Here is a 16,446-nt window from a genome sequence, read left to right as displayed (position 1 = left end):
GAGGTCGTTTCAACGTCAGTCGTTGAACTCGATGTGCTTGTCGAAGACGATCTTGCCCTTGTCGTTCTTCACGATGTTGTAGCCGTGAAGACCATCGCCGTTCTGGTCGAAATTGTATTCGCCCTCGGCGCCGGCGAACTTCTTGATCGCGAGGATGGCTTCGCGAACCTTGCCGGGCTCGGTTGTACCGGCCTTGTTGATGCCCTGCGCGAGCACGTTGATGGCGTCGAAAGTCCAGGAGCTCTGGTTGTCGGGCGCAACCTTGACCGCGTCGCGGTAGATCTTGCCGAACGCCTTCGAGCCTTCGCTGGAATCCTCGGCATAGTCGGCGACGCCATAGGTGTTGTAGAGCGCGGGACCTGCGAGCTTCAGCGCAGTGATGTTGACGATCGAGGGAGAACCAACCCACGGGATGTTCACGCCGAGTTGACGGAGCTGACGGGCGAAGATGCCGAGATCGTTCTCGAAGGTGAAGTAGGAACCGAGGATGTCGGCGCCCGACTGCTTGATGGCAAGCACGACCGGGGTGAAGTCCTGGCTCTGGTTGGCATAGCCTTGATCGAGCACGGGCGGCGCGCCCAGCTTGGTCAGCGCTTCAGTCAGCGCCTTGCCGCCCGCGGTGCCGAACGCATCGGTCGAGTGCAGCACGGCCCATTTCTTCTTGGCGAGCGTATTGACGCCGTATTCGGCGATGACGCGGCCGGAATAGCTGTCATTGGGACGGCAGCGGAACAGCCACTGATTGCCCATGTGGGTGAGATTCGGATCGGTACCGCCGATCATCACGGGCTTGCCGAGCTTGATCACGTCGGGTGCCATCGCGTGCACCTGGGTCGAACGGATCGAGCCGAGGAAGCCGACGATGTCGGACTGCGCGGCGAGCTTGGAGAACGCGAGCACGATGCCGGGATTGGTGGTCTGGTCGTCCTCGACGATCAGTTCGCCCTGCTTGCCCAGGATACCGCCGGCCTTGTTGACGGCTTCGAGCGCGAGCTTGGCGCCCTTGATGGCGTAACCGCCGGATTCAGCGGCCGGACCCGTGACGGGCGCGCACATGCCGATCTTGATGGTGGCGCTCTGCGCATGTGCGCTCTTGATGAGGTAGGGCGCGGCAATGCCGGCAGCAATTCCGGCAGTGAAGTCGCGTCGCGTCAGTTTCATTCATTCCTCCCTGGGGCCGGGCATCCTTGTCGGCCCTTCTTTGTTTGGCTTCGTTACTGAATACAGAGCCGGATGCTACTTACGGATTCTCCCGGCGTGAGTAAATTGATATTGAGACATCATCAACTAAGTGCGGAGAGCGCACGCTCCCGAGGTGATTAACACCTGCGGCCGCCATCTATTCTCAGCTTGTTTTCCAGGGGATTTCGCGCATTTCACGTGGCGCGCTCTGCCCACGCATTATGCAATGATATCAGTCATGCGTGACGGGAACGTCATCATGCAAATTTGCCGCTACGTTTCGTCCGTGAAATCGTCACGCGCATCCGTGGAAGCGAGGCACGTTTCCAACTCGCCGAGCATGTCCTGCAATTCGGCGAGCTTGTGGGCGCCGAAGCGCCGCGTGATCTCGGCATAGATCGCTTCCGACGTCGGCGCGACGGAGGCCATCAGTTTCACGCCCTCCTTCGAGATCGAGACCATGCTGCGGCGCTGGTCGTTCTTCGCGGTCTTGCGCTCGATCAGATGGCGCGCCTCGAGATCGCGCAGGATGCGCGACAGGCTCGGCCCGAGCAGGAACGCGGTGCGCGCGAGTTCCGTGACCTCGACCGCCTCGATGGCCGCGAGCGCGCGCAGGATGCGCCATTGCTGCTCGGTGAGGCCGTGTTCCCGCAGCGAGGGGCGAAACTGCCGCATCACGGCCTCGCGCGCCCGCAAGAGCGACATCGGCAGCGAGCGCGAGAAGTCGCGCATCGGCACCTGCCGCGCGGCAGGCGTACCACCGTTTGCCGGATCACCCGGTCTCTTCGTCATGGCGTCCTTTCATCCCGCAAAAGTTTGCAGTGCAACAAAGCCAGATTCCGTTTGACGCATTCACTTAACATGTTAAGTATCTCCCGGCACCACGATTTGTAAGATCACAAATGGCGCTTTCCAACGACGATATCCAAGCTTGCGCAAGCCGTCTGCACCAGGCGGAGAAGACCCGCACGCAGATCCGGCAGCTCTCGCAGGATTTTCCCGAGATCACCATCACCGACGCCTACGCGATTCAGAAGGCCTGGGTCGACGTCAAGATCGCGGAGGGGCGCATCGTCAAAGGCCACAAGATCGGCCTGACCTCGAAGGCGATGCAGAGCGCGCTTAGCATCGACGAGCCGGATTCCGGCGTGCTGTTCGACGACATGTTCTTCGCTGATGGTGGCTTGGTTCCGACCGAGCGCTTCATCGCGACGCGTGTCGAGGCCGAGCTCGCCTTCGTCATGAGCAAGCGGCTTTCGGGGCCCAACTGCACGATGTTCGACGTGCTCAACGCCACCGACTTCGTGGTGCCGGCGCTGGAGATTTTGGACACGCGGATCGAGCGCGTCGATCCCAAGACCAAGGCAACGCGCAAGATCTTCGACACCATCGCCGACAATGCGGCGAATGCCGGCATCGTGCTCGGCGGACGGCCGATCCGTCCGCTCGACGCAGACCTGCGCTGGGTTGGCGCGCTGTGTTTCAAGAACGGCCAGCTCGAGGAGACCGGCCTTGCCGCCGGCGTGCTCAATCATCCCGCAACGGCCGTTGCGTGGCTTGCGAACAAGATCGCGCCGCTTGGCCTTGCACTAGAGCCGGGGCAGGTCGTGCTCGCCGGCTCGTTCATCCGCCCGATCGAGACCCGCAAGGGCGACACAATTCAAGCCGATTATGGCGCCTACGGCTCTGTCAGCTGCTACTTCGCCTGAGAGATAAAAATACAGGGAGTGAAACCGCGATGCCGCATTTCACGATCGAATATTCGGCCAATCTCGATCGCCGCCTCGACATCGCAGCGGTCTGCGAGGTCGTGCGCAAGGCCGCGGTCGAGACCGGCATCTTCCCGCTCGGCGGCATCCGCGTCCGCGCGATCAAATGCGAGCACTACGCGATTGCGGATGCGCGGCAGGATTACGGCTTTCTCGACATGGTGCTGCGCATCGGCGAGGGCCGGGATCTGCCGGCCCGGCAGAAAGCCGGCGAGCACGTGTTTCAGGCGCTTTCGAAGCATCTCGATCCCGTCTTCGCCGCCAGCAAGTTCGCCCTGTCGTTCGACATGCAGATCAACGACAAGGACACCAGCTGGAAGCGCAACAACATCCACGACGCCCTGAAAGTGGAGGCCGCACATGGATAAGCCCATCCCGAAAGCCGATGTGTTCCAGGCCAATCGCGACCGCGTCGCGCCGCTCTTGAAGAAGCTGCGGGCCGACGGCATCGGCCACATGATCGACGGCAAGATCGTGCCTTCGATCTTGGGCGAGACGTTCGAGACCAAGTCGCCGGTCGATGGCGCTGTGCTCGCCAGCGTCGCGCGCGGCAATGCCGAGGACATCGATGCAGCCGCGACCGCCGCCGCCCTCGCCTTCAAGTCCTGGCGCGACATGGGGCCGGCGATGCGGCGCAAGCTGCTGCATCGTGTCGCCGACGCGATCGAGGACAACGCCGAAGACATCGCGGTGCTCGAATGCATCGACACCGGGCAGGCCTATCGCTTCATGGCGAAGGCCGCGATCCGCGCCGCCGAGAATTTCCGCTTCTTCGCCGACAAATGCGCCGAGGCGCGCGACGGCCTCAACACGCCGAGCGACGAGCACTGGAATATCTCGACCCGCGTGCCGATCGGCCCGGTCGGCGTGATCACGCCCTGGAATACGCCATTCATGCTCTCGACCTGGAAGATCGCCCCGGCGCTGGCCGCCGGCTGCACCGTCGTGCACAAGCCGGCCGAATGGTCGCCGGTGACGGCCTCCATCCTGGCGAAGCTGGTCAAGGAAGCCGGCGTGCCCGACGGCGTCCTCAACACCGTCCACGGCTTTGGCGAGGAGGCCGGCAAGGCGCTGACCGAGCATCCCGCCATCAAGGCGATCGGCTTCGTCGGCGAGAGCGCGACGGGCTCCGCCATCATGGTTCAGGGCGCGCCGACGCTGAAGCGCGTGCATTTCGAGCTCGGCGGCAAGAACCCCGTCATCGTCTTCGACGACGCCGATCTCGATCGCGCGCTCGATGCCGTCGTGTTCATGATCTACTCGCTCAACGGCGAGCGCTGCACCTCGTCCAGCCGCCTGCTGATCCAGCAGAGCATCGCCGACAAGTTCGTGGAGAAGCTGACCGCGCGCGTGAAGGCGCTGAGGGTCGGCCATCCCCTCGATCCCGCCACCGAGATCGGGCCGCTGATCCACGAGCGCCATCTCGCAAAGGTCTGCTCCTATTTCGACGTCGCGCGCCAGGATGGTGCGACGATCGCGGTCGGCGGCAAGGCCTATGACGGCCCCGGCGGCGGGCATTATGTCGAGCCGACGCTGGTGACCGGCGCGCACGGCAAGATGCGCGTGGCGCAGGAAGAAGTGTTCGGCCCCTTCCTCACCGTGCTGCCGTTCAAGGACGAAAAGGACGCGATCGAGATCGCCAACGACATCCGCTATGGCCTTACCGGCTATGTCTGGACCAACGACGTCGGCCGCGCATTGCGCGTCGCGGACGCGCTGGAGGCCGGCATGATCTGGCTGAACTCGGAAAACGTCCGCCACCTGCCGACGCCGTTCGGCGGCATGAAGGCCTCGGGCATCGGCCGCGACGGCGGCGATTACTCGTTCGACTTCTACATGGAGACCAAGCACGTCTCGCTGGCGCGGGGCACGCACAAGATTCAGAAGCTGGGAATTTGATCGTCATTCCGGGGCGCGCGTAGCGCGAGCCCGGAATCCATTCATCCACCGACACTGCCGCACGATGGATTCCGGGTTCGGCTCTTCGAGCCGCCCCGGAATGACAGGACCGAGGGGAGCCGCAAATGCCCGTACCGCAACACATCTTCGAGCCGCCGTTCAACATCATCCGCTCCAGCCACGTCGTGCTCGACGTCACCGATCTGAAGCTGAGCCGCGAGTTCTACGAGTTGACCGTCGGCATGCATGTCGAGGACGCCGACGACAAGGTCGTCTACCTGCGTGCCGCCGAGGAGCATCAGCATCATTCGCTGGTGCTGCGGAAAGCGGCCGTGCCGGCCTGCAACCGGCTCGGCTTCAAGGTCGGCAACGAGAAGGACCTCGACAAGGCCGCCGCCTTCCTCTCCGAGAACGGCCTCGCTTATGCCTTCGCCGATCAGCCCTTCCAGGGCCGCACGCTGCAGTTCACCGATCCCTTCGGCTTCCAGATCGAGCTCTACGCGTCGATGGACCGCCGGCCGCATCTCTTGCGCCGCTACGATCTCTACCGCGGTTGCCACCCGCAGCGGCTCGACCATTTCAACGTCTTCGCCGCCGAGGTGCAGGACACCGTCGATTTCTATGCGCGGCTCGGCTTCCGCCTGACCGAATACGCCGAAGAGGACGGGCCGAACGGCCGCATCGCCGCGGCCTGGATGCATCGCAAGGGCAACGTCCACGATTTTGCGATCACCAATGGCAAGGGCCCACGCCTGCACCACTTCGCCTATTGGACACCGACGGCGATGAACATCATCCATCTCTGCGACGTCATGGCTTCGCAAGGCTTCGTGAAGAACATCGAGCGCGGCCCCGGACGCCACGGCATCTCGAACGCGTTCTTCCTCTACGTGCGCGATCCCGATGGCCACCGCCTCGAGCTCTACACCAGCGACTATTTTACGGGCGATCACGACCATGAGCCGCTGCGCTGGTCGCTGCGCGATCCGCGCCGTCAGACGCTGTGGGGCGCACCCGCGCCCCGCTCCTGGTTCGAGCAGGGCTCGCCGTTCACGGATCAGGCCGTGCGCGAGCCGAAGTTCGTGGCCGACGTGCTGGTGGCGGACTGATGCTGACAGACAAAGCCTCTCTCCCCGTCGTCCCTGCGAAAGCAGGGACCCATAACCACAGGGCGGAGTTTGGCGAAGACCCGCTGTTCGGTACTCCTGCCTCATCCAATCGATAGATTCCGCGGTATGGGTCCCGGCTTTCGCCGGGACGACAGAGAGATAGATCGCCAATGAAACTCCCTCGCCTCACCACCTATTCCGTCAAGGGTGATGTCAGCTACGGCGCCGTCCTGGAGGGCGGCATCGTCGATCTCTCCGCGCGCTACGCAAGAGACTATCCGACGCTGCGCGAGGTGATCGCGGCCGGAAAGCTCGCAAGCCTTGCGGAAGAAGCCGCCAGCCGCGCGCCGGATCACGCGCTCGGCGATATCACCTGGCTGCCGCCGATCCCTGCACCGGAAAAGATCATCTGCATCGGCGTCAACTATCCTGATCGCAACGCCGAGTACAAGGACGGGCAGGACGCGCCGAAATATCCGAGCATGTTCATGCGCTCGCCCCGCTCCTTCGTCGGCCACGACACGCCGCTGGTGCGTCCGCGCGCCTCACACCAGCTCGACTATGAAGGCGAGATCGTGCTGGTGATCGGCAAGCCCGGGCGGCACATTGCGGAAAGCGCCGCGCTCGACCACATCGCCGCGCTGACGCTCTGCAACGAAGGCTCGGTGCGCGATTGGCTCCGCCACGCCAAATTCAACGTCACGCAGGGCAAGAATTTTGATTCCAGCGGCAGCCTAGGGCCGTGGCTCGTGCCTTACGCAAAGGAATCCCAGATCGCCGACATCCGCCTCACCACGCATGTCAACGGCGAGCTGCGCCAGGACGACCGCACCAGCCGACTGATGTTTCCGTTCCGCTACCTCATCAGCTATATCTCGACCTTCGCAACGCTCGTTCCCGGTGACGTCATTGTGACAGGCACGCCGACCGGCGCCGGTGCACGGTTCGAACCGCCGCGTTACCTCAAGCCGGGCGACGTGATTGAGGTCGCGGCCGAGGGCATCGGCTCTTTACGTAACGGTGTCGTCGACGAAGCCTGAACAACAATGGAAGTGGAATAGTGCAATGACCACCCTCACCGGCGGCGAAGCGATCGTCAGCGGCCTTGTCGCTCACGGGGTCGACACCGTGTTCGGCCTGCCCGGCGCGCAGATCTACGGCCTGTTCGACGCATTCCACCAGGCCCAGCTCAAGGTGATCGGCGCGCGGCACGAGCAGGCCTGCGGCTACATGGCGTTCGGATATGCGCGCGCAAGCGGCCGGCCCGGGGTGTTCAGCGTGGTGCCCGGCCCCGGCGTGCTCAACGCCAGCGCGGCGCTGCTCACCGCCTATGGCTGCAACGAGCCGGTGCTGTGCGTCACCGGCCAGGTGCCGACGCAGTTCCTCGGCAAGGGCCGCGGCCATCTGCACGAGATGCCGGACCAGCTCGCGACCTTGCGCACCTATGTGAAATGGGCCGACCGCGTCGAGACGCCCGGCAACGCGCCGACCACGGTGGCGCGCGCCTTCCAGGAGATGACCTCAGGCCGGCGCGGCCCTGCCTCGGTCGAAATGCCCTGGGACGTCTTCACCCAGCGCGCCGACACCTGTGCCGCACAGGTGCTGGAGCCGCTGCCCGCGCCGCTGCCTGATCCCGACACGATCAAGCAGGCGGCCGCGCTGATCAAGGCCAGCAAGGCGCCGATGATCTTCGTCGGCAGCGGCGCGATCGATGCGGGCGCGGAGATCCTCGAGCTCGCCGAGATGATCGATGCGCCTGTGGTCGCCTTCCGCAGCGGCCGCGGCATCGTCTCCAATGCGCATGAGCTCGGCCTCACCATGGCCGCCGCCTACAGGCTGTGGCCGAACACAGACTTGATGATCGGCATCGGCACGCGGCTGGAGCTGCCGACCATGTCGCGCTGGCCGTACCGGCCCGACGGGTTGAAGTGCATCCGGATCGACATCGATCCCGTCGAGATGCGGCGCTTCATCTCCGACATCGCCATCGTCGCCGATGCCAGGGCCGCCACTGCCGATCTCGCCGCCGCCGTCAGCAAGGCCGGCTACAGCAAGACCGCCGGCCGCCGTGCCGCGATCCGTGAGGCCACTGCCGCCGCGCAAGCCGATATCCAGCGCGTCCAGCCGCAGATGGCGTATCTCAACATCCTGCGTGAGGTGCTGCCGGCGAACGCGATCGTCACCGATGAATTGTCGCAGGTCGGCTTTGCCTCCTGGTACGGCTTTCCGATCTATGAGCCGCGCACCTTCATCACGTCGGGCTATCAGGGCACGCTCGGCTCGGGCTTCCCGACCGCACTTGGCGCCAAGGTCGCCAATCCCGACAAGCCGGTCGTCGCGATCACCGGCGATGGCGGCTTCATGTTCGGCGTGCAGGAGCTTGCCACCGCCGTGCAGTTCAACATCGGCGTGGTGACGCTGGTGTTCAACAACAACGCCTATGGCAATGTCCGCCGCGACCAGCGCGAACGTTTTGACGGCCGCGTGGTGGCGTCGGATTTGGTCAATCCGGATTTCGTCAAGCTCGCGGAGTCCTTTGGTGTGGCGGCGGCGCGTGTGACGGCGCCGGAGCAGTTCAAGGCGGCGATGGAGAAGGCGCTTAGCCACGGTGGGCCGTATCTAATCTCGGTCGAGGTGACCAGGGATTCGGAAGTGAGCCCGTGGGCGTTCATTCATCCGCCGAAGCCGTAGTTTCTGTCATTCCGGGGCGCGCGTAGCGCGAGCCCGGAATCCATAACCACGATCGGGAGTATGGATTCCGGGCCTGCGCCTTACGGCGCATCCCGGAATGACGGAAAAGCTTCACCGCGTCCTGCGAAACGTCAGATTGATCCGCTTCCGTCCAAGCAGCGCGTGCTCGCCCTCGGCGAGCGGCGCGACGCCGTGATAGGCGAGCCTGCTGGCGCCACCCCACACCACGACATCGCCGTGGACGAGGCGGAAGCGGCGCGGCTTGTCGCTGCGGGCGAGGCCGCCGAACAGGAAGGTCGCGGGCAGGCCCAGCGAGACCGAGACGATCGGCGCCGAATAATCCAGCTCGTCCTTGTCCTGATGCAGCGACAGCCGCGTGCCGGGCTCGTAGCGATTGACGAGGCAGGCATCGGGCGCGAAGTTCTGGAAGCCGCCCTGCTCCGCCGCGTTGCGGGCGAGATCACGGAGCACTTGCGGCATCGCCGGCCACGGCGCGCCGGTCCGCGGATCGATCGGATCATAGCGATAGCCGGTGTGGTCGGTGATCCAGCCGCGCTCGCCGCAATTGGTCATCGCCACCGACATCAAATGGCCGCCGGGCGTCGTCATCCGCCGGAACGGCGATTGCGCCACGATGGCGCGCACGGCGTCGATCAGCTCACTCTCGATCGGCTTGACGAAGCCGCGCAGCAGCACCGCGCCGTCGGCGATCTCCTCGCGTGACGGCTGCGCCTCGGCAACACTGTCGAACAGATCACCAATCAATCGTAGCGCTCATTTGGCATCATGGAAGATCACACCCACCGTGTGGCGCTGCCCCGAACGAAGCCGGCTGACGCCGTGGCGCAGATTAACGCGATAGGTGCCGCGTGTCCCCTGCACCGGGCGGTGATGCACAGCGAAGGCAACCGCGTCGCCCTGCGTGAGCGGAACCACCTCGGCGCGCGACTGCATGCGCGGCCGCTGCTCTGTCAGCACAAACTCGCCCCCGGTGAAGTCGCGGCCCGGCTCGGACAGCAGGATCGCGACCTGGAGCGGGAAGACGTGCTCGCCATAGAGGTCCTGGTGCAGGCAATTGAAATCGCCGGCTTCATATTGCAGCAGCAGCGGCGTCGGCCGCGTCTGGCCGGCCTCATGGCAGCGCTTCAGGAATGCCGGATGGCTCGCGGGATAGCGGATGTCGATCCCCATCGCCTCGTTCCAGCGATTGGCGACGGCTTGAAGATGCGCGTAGAGCGCCGGGCGCAGCTGCGCGATCAGGTCGGGCAGCGGATAGGAGAAATATTTGTACTCGCCGCGGCCAAAGCCGTGGCGGCCCATGACGATGCGGCTGCGGAAGTGCGCGTCGTCCGGATAGAGAGCGGCGACGGCGCGGCATTGGTCCGGCGTGAGCAGGCCCTTCAGGACGGCGCAGCCCTGGCTGTCGAGCTCGGCGCTGATTTGCGGCCAGTCGAGGGTGTCGACGTGGGCGGTGAGGTCGGTCGCGTCATCGACAGCGGCGGAAACACGTTTCGCGATAGCCATTAGCGCTCATCCTATCCACTCCGTCATTCCGGGGCGCGCCACTTGGCGCGAGCCCGGAATCCATACTCCCGATCGTGGTTATGGATTCCGGGCTCGCGACTACGTCGCGCCCCGGAATGACAGGAGTGGGTGTGGCAGATCGCGGCAGCCACAGCCACCCGATTTCCGGATGGGAGCTAGCCCCGCACCGGCAGCGTCAACACGTCGTAGCCGTGCCTGATCGTCCGCTTCAGCACGGGGTCCTCCAGCTCGAAGTCGAAGCGATCAGCCGAGCGGATGCCGCCCTTGGCGGCAAAGGTCCCGCCAAACATGGCGCAGCCGTCGGGCAGCTTGCCGCCCTCGAAACCTCGCGCGATGAGGTCATTCACCGGCAGCATCGCGTCCAGCGTGCCCTCCTGGTAGAGCACGCGCTCGCCCTTGATGGTGGCGTAGGAGCGCAGGATCATCTTGTCCCAGTGGCCGAGCACGTCCTCCAGCTCCCACAGCGTGGAGGCGACCGGCTTGTCGCACATCTGCTTGGAGACCGTGACGTTGTAGGCCTCGACCTTGCGGTCGGTGTGGTCGGAGCCGCAGCCGACGAAGATGCGGCCCTGCCAGCCGATCAGCACGAACTCGACCTCGCCCGAGGAATCGCCGCCGGTGCATTCGATGCGGTCTTCCATGGTGAGCCGCCGCGCCGAGGCGCGGTAATAGATCGGCGTCGAGGCCGGCGGGGCGATGCCCATCTCCTGCAACTCTTTGATGTGCTTGTCGCGCGCGACGGGATCGCGGCCGGTCCAGCCGGCGATGACCATCTGGTCGATCGCCAGCGTCAGCGGCGTGGTGGTGTCCTGGGCGTCGACGGTGAAAGTGAGATCAAACACGAATGACGGCCTCCATGCCGGCAGCAAGTTCAAAGATACGGCGATCGGAACCGCCCGCCCCCGCCAGCATCAGACCGACGGGAATGTCGCCCTCGCGATGACACGGCAGCGAGATGGCGCAGCCGTCGATCATGTTGATCAGGGTGCAGTTGCGCAGCGCGCGCAGATTTTGCGTGGCGAACGCCTTGTCGTCGGCCAAATCTGAAATCTTCGGCGGCGTGTTGGCGGTGGTCGGCAGCACCAGGGCGTCATAGGGCGCGATGCGCGCGTTGACGCGGGCGACCAGCGAGCGGCGCTCGTTGAGGAGATCGATGTAATCGGCCGCGCTCTGCGCCTCGCCGCGCATGATGCGCACGAAGACCCTGGGATCGTAGACGTCCCCCTTGGCGGTGATGAGATAGCGGTGCCAGGCGTAGCTTTCGGAGGCCGCAAAGCCGCCCTTGGCGTTCATCGGCCCGACGTCGTGGAACTCCGCCATCTCGATGCGCTCGATGCTGGCGCCATGATCAGAAAGTGTCTTCAACGCGCGCTCGAAGGTCCCGGCGACAGCCGCATCGAGATCATCGAGCGCGACCGTGGTGGGCACCGCGAGCCGCATGCCCTTCACCGGGCGCGGCTTGAGCGGAACGATCGGCTCGTTCGCGAGCACCGCATCGAGAATGGCACAGCAGCTGACCGATCGCGCCAAGGGCCCGATGCTGTCGAGCGAGTACGACAGCGGCACGGAGCCGTCGAGCGGCACGCGCCGCTGCGTCGGCTTGTAGCCGACGATGCCGTTGAAGGCCGCCGGAATGCGGCAGGAGCCGCCGGTGTCGGTGCCGAGCGCGCCATGCGCCATGCCGTCGAGCACGGACACCGCCGCGCCCGAGGACGAGCCGCCGGGCACATGGCCCTGGGCCCGGTTCCAGGCGCCCTTCGGCGTGCCGTAGTGCGGATTGATGCCGATGCCGGAATAGGCGAACTCGGTCATGTTGGTGCGCCCGATCAGCACGAAGCCGGCGTGGCGCAGCCGCGCGACCGCCGCCGCGTCGTGCTCCGCCGGATCGGAATCGTCGAGCGCACGGGAGCCGGCGCGCGTCGTCTGCCCCCTGATGTCGAAGAGATCCTTGATCGAGATCGGGATACCCGCATAGGGCGACGGCGCCGCCTTGACCTTGCGCAAGGCGTCCATCGCATCCGCGGTCGCGAGCGCGGCGTCCTTGTCGACATGGATGAAGGCACGCTGGCCCTCGCCGGCGGGGTCGGCGATTTTGGCGATGCACGCCTCGACCAGCTTGCGGGAGGTGGTGCGGCCGCTTTCGAGGTCTTCGGCCAGTTTCGCCAGTGTCGGAAAATCGGGCATGTCTGTCTCACGGAATATTGGCGCGCGCAATCTATAGCGCTGGCTCAGTTCGACACAAGCATTGTGCGCATGATGGCATGCATGCGCATTGCTGGACCGTTGACGCGCCATGGTCGATTGTCGCATCAAGATCGAAACAGGCGGGCGTCAAGCCTGCCCTTGTCAAAAGAAGTCCTGGGAGGGCGTTCCGAGATGGCCGAACCGCAGCGCGCGCGACCGAAACCGACGCCGGAAACCCAGCATTTCTGGGACGGCACGAAAGCCGGCGAGCTGCGGCTGCAGCGCTGCGACGCCTGCGCGCATGTCTATTTCCCGCCGCGCCCGTTCTGCCCATCCTGCGCCTCGCGCAAGGTCAGCATCTTCAAGGCGAGTGGCAAGGGTTTCCTCTACAGCTACGTGATCAACCACCGGCCCGCCGCGCCCGGCTTCACGCCGCCTTACGCCATCGCGGTGGTCGAGCTCGACGAGGGCCCGCGGATGATGAGCAACATCATCGACTGCCCGCAGACGCCGGAGGCGCTCGAGCTCGACATGAAGCTCGAGGTCGCGTTCCAGGAGCTGGACGACAAGATCACCCTCCCCGTCTTCCGTCCGGCGAAGGGGTAAGGCCATGCGCAAGAACCAGGTTGCCGTCGTCGGCGCGGCCGAGACCACCGAGCTCGGAATCATCCCCAATATGTCGCAGCTCCAGCTGCACGCGGATGCGGCGCTCAATGCCATCGCCGATGCCGGGCTGAAGCTCTCGGACATCGACGGTTTCGCCACCGCGGTCGAAACGCCGCAGCAGGTCTGCCACTATCTCGGCATCAAGCCGACCTGGGTCGACGGCACCTCGGTCGGCGGCTGCTCGTTCATGCTGCATGTCCGCCACGCGGCCGCAGCGATCGAGGCTGGTCTCTGCAAGACCGTGCTGATCACGCATGCCGAAAGCGGCAAGTCGATGATCGGCAAGCAGCCACGTTCGACGCCCGCGGACAGCCTCAACGGCCAGTTCGAGGCGCCCTACGGCGTCTACGGCCCGCCGAGCATGTTCCCGATCCCCGTGCTGCGCTTCATGAAGACCTACGGCATCACGCACGAACAGCTCGCCTCGGTGGCCGTGGTGCAGCGCGAATGGGCGGCGAAGAACCCGCGCGCGATGATGAAGGACCCGATCACGGTCGCCGATGTCCTCAATTCGCGCATGATCGCCTATCCGTTCCGGCTGCTGCAATGCTGCCTCGTCACCGACGGCGGCGGCGCGCTGATCCTGACTTCGGCCGACCGCGCCCGGGATTTTCCAAGGAAGCCTGTCTACATCATGGGCACCGGCGAGAGCGTGGAAACGCCGATGGTCAGCCAGATGGAGACATTCAACTCCTCGCGCGCCTTCAAGACCGCGGGGCCGCTGGCGTTCAGGGAGGCCGGCATCGCGCACAAGGACGTCGATCATCTCATGATTTATGATGCGTTCGCGCATCTACCGCTGTTCGGGCTCGGCGACCTCGGCTTCATGCCGTATGAGGAAACCGGCAAATTCATCGCGGACGGCAATACGCGACCCGGCGGGAAGCTGCCGCTCAACACCAATGGCGGCGGCCTCTCCTACATGCATTCGGGCATGTACGGCATGTACGCGCTCCAGGAGAGCGTGCGCCAGATGCGCGGGATCGCACCGGCGCAGGTGGCTGGCGCGAAGATTTCGGTGTGCCACGGCGTCGGCGGCATGTTCGCGGCGAGTGGCACGATCGTGTTTACGAACGAGAGGTAGTGGCTGTCATTCCGGGATGCGCCGTCAGGCGCAGGCCCGGAATCCATAACCACGATCGGGAGTATGGATTCCGGGCTCGCGCCAAGAGGCGCGCCCCGGAATGACGGCGGAAATTGGAACGGCTAGCGGAGAACCCACATGAGCAAATCACTGCAGGACAAGGTCATCATCGTCACCGGCGCAGGCCGTGGCATCGGGCGCGAGATCGCGCTGCTCTGTGCCGCCGAAGGCGCCAAGGTCGTCGTCAACGATCCCGGCGGCGCCGCCGACGGCGCCGGCACCAGCGCCACCCCCGCGGAAGAAGTGGTCGAGGAGATCAAGAAGCGTGGCGGCATCGCAGTCCCCAACTTCGAGTCGGTGGCAGAAGCCGTGCCCGCCAGCAAGATCGTGAAGACCGCGACCGATCATTTCGGCAAGCTCGACGGCGTCGTCAACAATGCCGGCATTTTGCGCGACATGATCTTCCACAAGATGAGCGTGGAAGCGTTCGAGGCCGTCATCAAGGTGCATCTGATGGGCTCGTTCTATGTCAGCCATGCCGCGGCGCGCATCTTCCGCGAGCAGGAGAGCGGCTCCTTCGTGCACTTCACCTCGACCTCGGGCCTGATCGGCAATTTCGGCCAGGCCAATTACGCCGCCGCCAAGCTCGGCATCATCGGGCTGTCGAAGTCGATCGCGCTCGACATGGGCCGCTTCAACGTCCGCTCCAACTGCGTCTCGCCGTTCGCCTGGACCCGCATGATCGGCACCATCCCGACCGAGACCGAAGCCGAGAAGGCGCGCGTCGAGAAGATCAAGCAGATGGGGCCGGAGAAGATCGCGCCGATCTGCGCCTACCTGCTCTCCGATGCCGCCAAGGACGTCACCGGGCAGATCTTTGGCGCGCGCATGAACGAGCTGTTCCTGTTCAGCCAGAACCGCCCGCTGCGCTCGGTGCACCGGAGCGAAGGTTGGACGCCGCAGTCGATCGCGGAACACGGCATGCCGGCGCTGAAGGGCTCGTTCTACAAGCTCGACCGTTCCGCCGACATCTTCCCCTGGGACCCCGTGTAAGGATTTCCGTCTAGCCACATTTTTGGCATCCCTGCGCTGCGATCCCTGGTTGTCTTCTCCAGAGATCGCCCCGTTTTATGCCTGAATGCGGGCGAATGGTGTCCTCCCAACAAACTTTGGGAGGAAACCATGACAAGAATACTGACCAACTCCGACGACACGATTGTAACCCGCGGTCTCGGCCGCCGCACGCTCCTCAAGGGCGCGGCAACTGTCGCCGCAACCACCCTGCTCGCCTCGAAGGCCGACGCCCGCGACTTCGGCGCCAATGCCGAGCCGCAGCGCTATCCCGACCCCGACATCGTCGTCATCGATCCCAAGCGCTTCAAGGCCAAGGTCGGCAACACCTCGATCAAGCGGCTCTATACCGGCTGCCTGTGGGCGGAAGGACCGGCGTGGAATGCGCAGGGGCAATATCTCGTCTGGAGCGACATCCCGGCCAACCGGCAGCTGCGCTATCTCGACGATGACGGCCACATCTCCGAGCAGTTCCACAAGCCGTCGAACGAGGCCAACGGCAACTCGTTCGACACCGAGGGACGTCAGATCACCGCAGAGCGGACCCGCCTCGTCCGCTACGAGCACGACGGCGCGGTGACGACGCTGGCCGAGCAAGCGAACGGCAAGCCGCTCAACGGCCCCAACGACATGGTGGTGCATCCCAACGACAAGGCGATCTGGTTCACCGATCCCGGCTATGGTGCGATCAGCATCTACGAGGGCAAGCTCGCCAATACCGGCTCGCTGCAGCCGTACCAGAAGGAAGCGGTCTACCGGCTAGACGCACAGACGGGGCAAGTCGCGAAAGTCGCCGACGAGCCGTTCAAGCCGAACGGCATTGCGTTCTCTCACGACTACAAGAAGCTCTATGTCTGCGACACCGGCATCACGCATTATCCGCAAGCGGAGAATGTCGTGTGGTCCTACGACATCGACGGACCCAAGCTGTCGAACCCGAAGAAGCTGATCGACATGAAGCTCGAGGGCAAATCAGGCTTCCCGGACGGATTGCGCGTCGACACCGAAGGCAACATCTGGGTCGGCGCCGGCTGGGTTGGCCCCGGCTATGACGGCGTGCAGGTGTTCTCGGGGGCCGACGGCGCGCGGATCGGACAGATCCTATTGCCGGAGACCTGCGCCAACCTCTGCTTCGGCGGCAAGAAGCGCAACCGCCTGTTCATGACCGCGAGCCAGTCGCTGTATTCGGTCTATGTGGAGACGCAGGGCGCGCATTTCTGTTGAGTGAGGCGAATGGTGAGTAGCG

16 protein-coding genes are annotated in these 16,446 nt (G+C 64.7%); 10 read left to right on the top strand and 6 right to left on the bottom strand.

Translation table 11 applies throughout. The features are described 5' to 3' along the window. Nucleotides 1-15: 15 nt before the first annotated feature. Nucleotides 16-1,161 carry an ABC transporter substrate-binding protein gene (locus tag WN72_RS15770; protein WP_092216953.1) on the bottom strand — a complete coding sequence of 382 codons (1,146 nt, stop codon included), beginning with the start codon at nt 1,159-1,161 and terminating at the stop codon, nt 16-18. Nucleotides 1,162-1,455: 294 nt separating this feature from the next. After that, nucleotides 1,456-1,974, bottom strand: coding sequence for a homoprotocatechuate degradation operon regulator HpaR (gene hpaR, locus WN72_RS15765; RefSeq protein ID WP_027558661.1), 519 nt, complete (start codon nt 1,972-1,974; stop codon nt 1,456-1,458). A 110-nt stretch (nt 1,975-2,084) separates the two neighbouring features. On the opposite strand from hpaR, the gene hpaH reads away from it, so the two are divergent. The 6 genes from hpaH (at nt 2,085) to WN72_RS15735 (ending at nt 8,650) form a co-directional block, all read left to right on the top strand. Then, on the top strand, nt 2,085-2,891 hold the full coding sequence (gene hpaH, locus WN72_RS15760) for a 2-oxo-hept-4-ene-1,7-dioate hydratase (RefSeq protein WP_092216952.1): 807 nt from the start codon (nt 2,085-2,087) through the stop codon (nt 2,889-2,891). Nucleotides 2,892-2,920: 29 nt separating this feature from the next. Beyond that, on the top strand, nt 2,921-3,319 hold the full coding sequence (locus WN72_RS15755; protein WP_092216951.1) for a 5-carboxymethyl-2-hydroxymuconate Delta-isomerase: 399 nt from the start codon (nt 2,921-2,923) through the stop codon (nt 3,317-3,319). Beyond that, on the top strand, nt 3,312-4,850 hold the full coding sequence (hpaE, locus tag WN72_RS15750) for a 5-carboxymethyl-2-hydroxymuconate semialdehyde dehydrogenase (RefSeq protein WP_092216950.1): 1,539 nt from the start codon (nt 3,312-3,314) through the stop codon (nt 4,848-4,850). Before WN72_RS15755 ends, hpaE begins: the two co-directional genes overlap by 8 nt. A gap of 125 nt (nt 4,851-4,975) precedes the next feature. Beyond that, entirely contained in the window at nt 4,976-5,959 is a 984-nt protein-coding gene (gene hpaD / locus WN72_RS15745) for a 3,4-dihydroxyphenylacetate 2,3-dioxygenase (protein ID WP_092216949.1), read from the top strand. Nucleotides 5,960-6,129: 170 nt separating this feature from the next. Beyond that, nucleotides 6,130-6,999, top strand: coding sequence for a fumarylacetoacetate hydrolase family protein (locus tag WN72_RS15740; RefSeq protein ID WP_092216948.1), 870 nt, complete (start codon nt 6,130-6,132; stop codon nt 6,997-6,999). Nucleotides 7,000-7,024: 25 nt separating this feature from the next. Continuing rightward, entirely contained in the window at nt 7,025-8,650 is a 1,626-nt protein-coding gene (locus WN72_RS15735; RefSeq protein WP_092216947.1) for a thiamine pyrophosphate-dependent enzyme, read from the top strand. A gap of 111 nt (nt 8,651-8,761) precedes the next feature. Here the strand turns inward: WN72_RS15735 and alkB are convergent, their stop codons facing one another. The 4 genes from alkB to WN72_RS15715 form a co-directional block, all read right to left on the bottom strand. Next, nucleotides 8,762-9,415, bottom strand: coding sequence for a DNA oxidative demethylase AlkB (gene alkB / locus WN72_RS15730; protein WP_027558654.1), 654 nt, complete (start codon nt 9,413-9,415; stop codon nt 8,762-8,764). A gap of 9 nt (nt 9,416-9,424) precedes the next feature. After that, nucleotides 9,425-10,174: a 2OG-Fe(II) oxygenase gene (locus WN72_RS15725; RefSeq protein ID WP_092216946.1), complete on the bottom strand. Its 750-nt coding sequence runs from the start codon at nt 10,172-10,174 to the stop codon at nt 9,425-9,427. A 176-nt stretch (nt 10,175-10,350) separates the two neighbouring features. Then, on the bottom strand, nt 10,351-11,037 hold the full coding sequence (locus WN72_RS15720) for a DUF2848 domain-containing protein (RefSeq protein WP_092216945.1): 687 nt from the start codon (nt 11,035-11,037) through the stop codon (nt 10,351-10,353). Next, a complete protein-coding gene (locus WN72_RS15715) occupies nt 11,030-12,379 on the bottom strand; it encodes an amidase (RefSeq protein WP_092216944.1) in 1,350 nt (449 codons plus the stop codon). The genes WN72_RS15720 and WN72_RS15715 overlap by 8 nt, the downstream gene beginning before the upstream one ends. Before the next feature lie 192 nt (nt 12,380-12,571). On the opposite strand from WN72_RS15715, the gene WN72_RS15710 reads away from it, so the two are divergent. The 4 genes from WN72_RS15710 (at nt 12,572) to WN72_RS15695 (ending at nt 16,424) form a co-directional block, all read left to right on the top strand. After that, complete coding sequence (locus tag WN72_RS15710) at nt 12,572-12,985, top strand: Zn-ribbon domain-containing OB-fold protein (protein ID WP_027558650.1); 414 nt, start codon at nt 12,572-12,574, stop codon at nt 12,983-12,985. 4 nt (nt 12,986-12,989) lie between these two features. Continuing rightward, the gene (locus tag WN72_RS15705) at nt 12,990-14,129 is read left to right on the top strand and encodes a thiolase C-terminal domain-containing protein (protein ID WP_092216943.1); all 1,140 of its coding nucleotides are present in this window, start codon (nt 12,990-12,992) and stop codon (nt 14,127-14,129) included. A gap of 138 nt (nt 14,130-14,267) precedes the next feature. Then, entirely contained in the window at nt 14,268-15,182 is a 915-nt protein-coding gene (locus WN72_RS15700; protein WP_027558648.1) for an SDR family oxidoreductase, read from the top strand. A gap of 129 nt (nt 15,183-15,311) precedes the next feature. Next, nucleotides 15,312-16,424 carry an SMP-30/gluconolactonase/LRE family protein gene (locus WN72_RS15695; RefSeq protein ID WP_092216942.1) on the top strand — a complete coding sequence of 371 codons (1,113 nt, stop codon included), beginning with the start codon at nt 15,312-15,314 and terminating at the stop codon, nt 16,422-16,424. Nucleotides 16,425-16,446 lie beyond the last annotated feature (22 nt).

Source organism: Bradyrhizobium arachidis (genome assembly GCF_015291705.1).
In the GTDB taxonomy this organism is placed as follows: Bacteria; Pseudomonadota; Alphaproteobacteria; order Rhizobiales; family Xanthobacteraceae; genus Bradyrhizobium; species Bradyrhizobium arachidis.
This window is presented reverse-complemented; position numbering and strand designations above follow the sequence as displayed.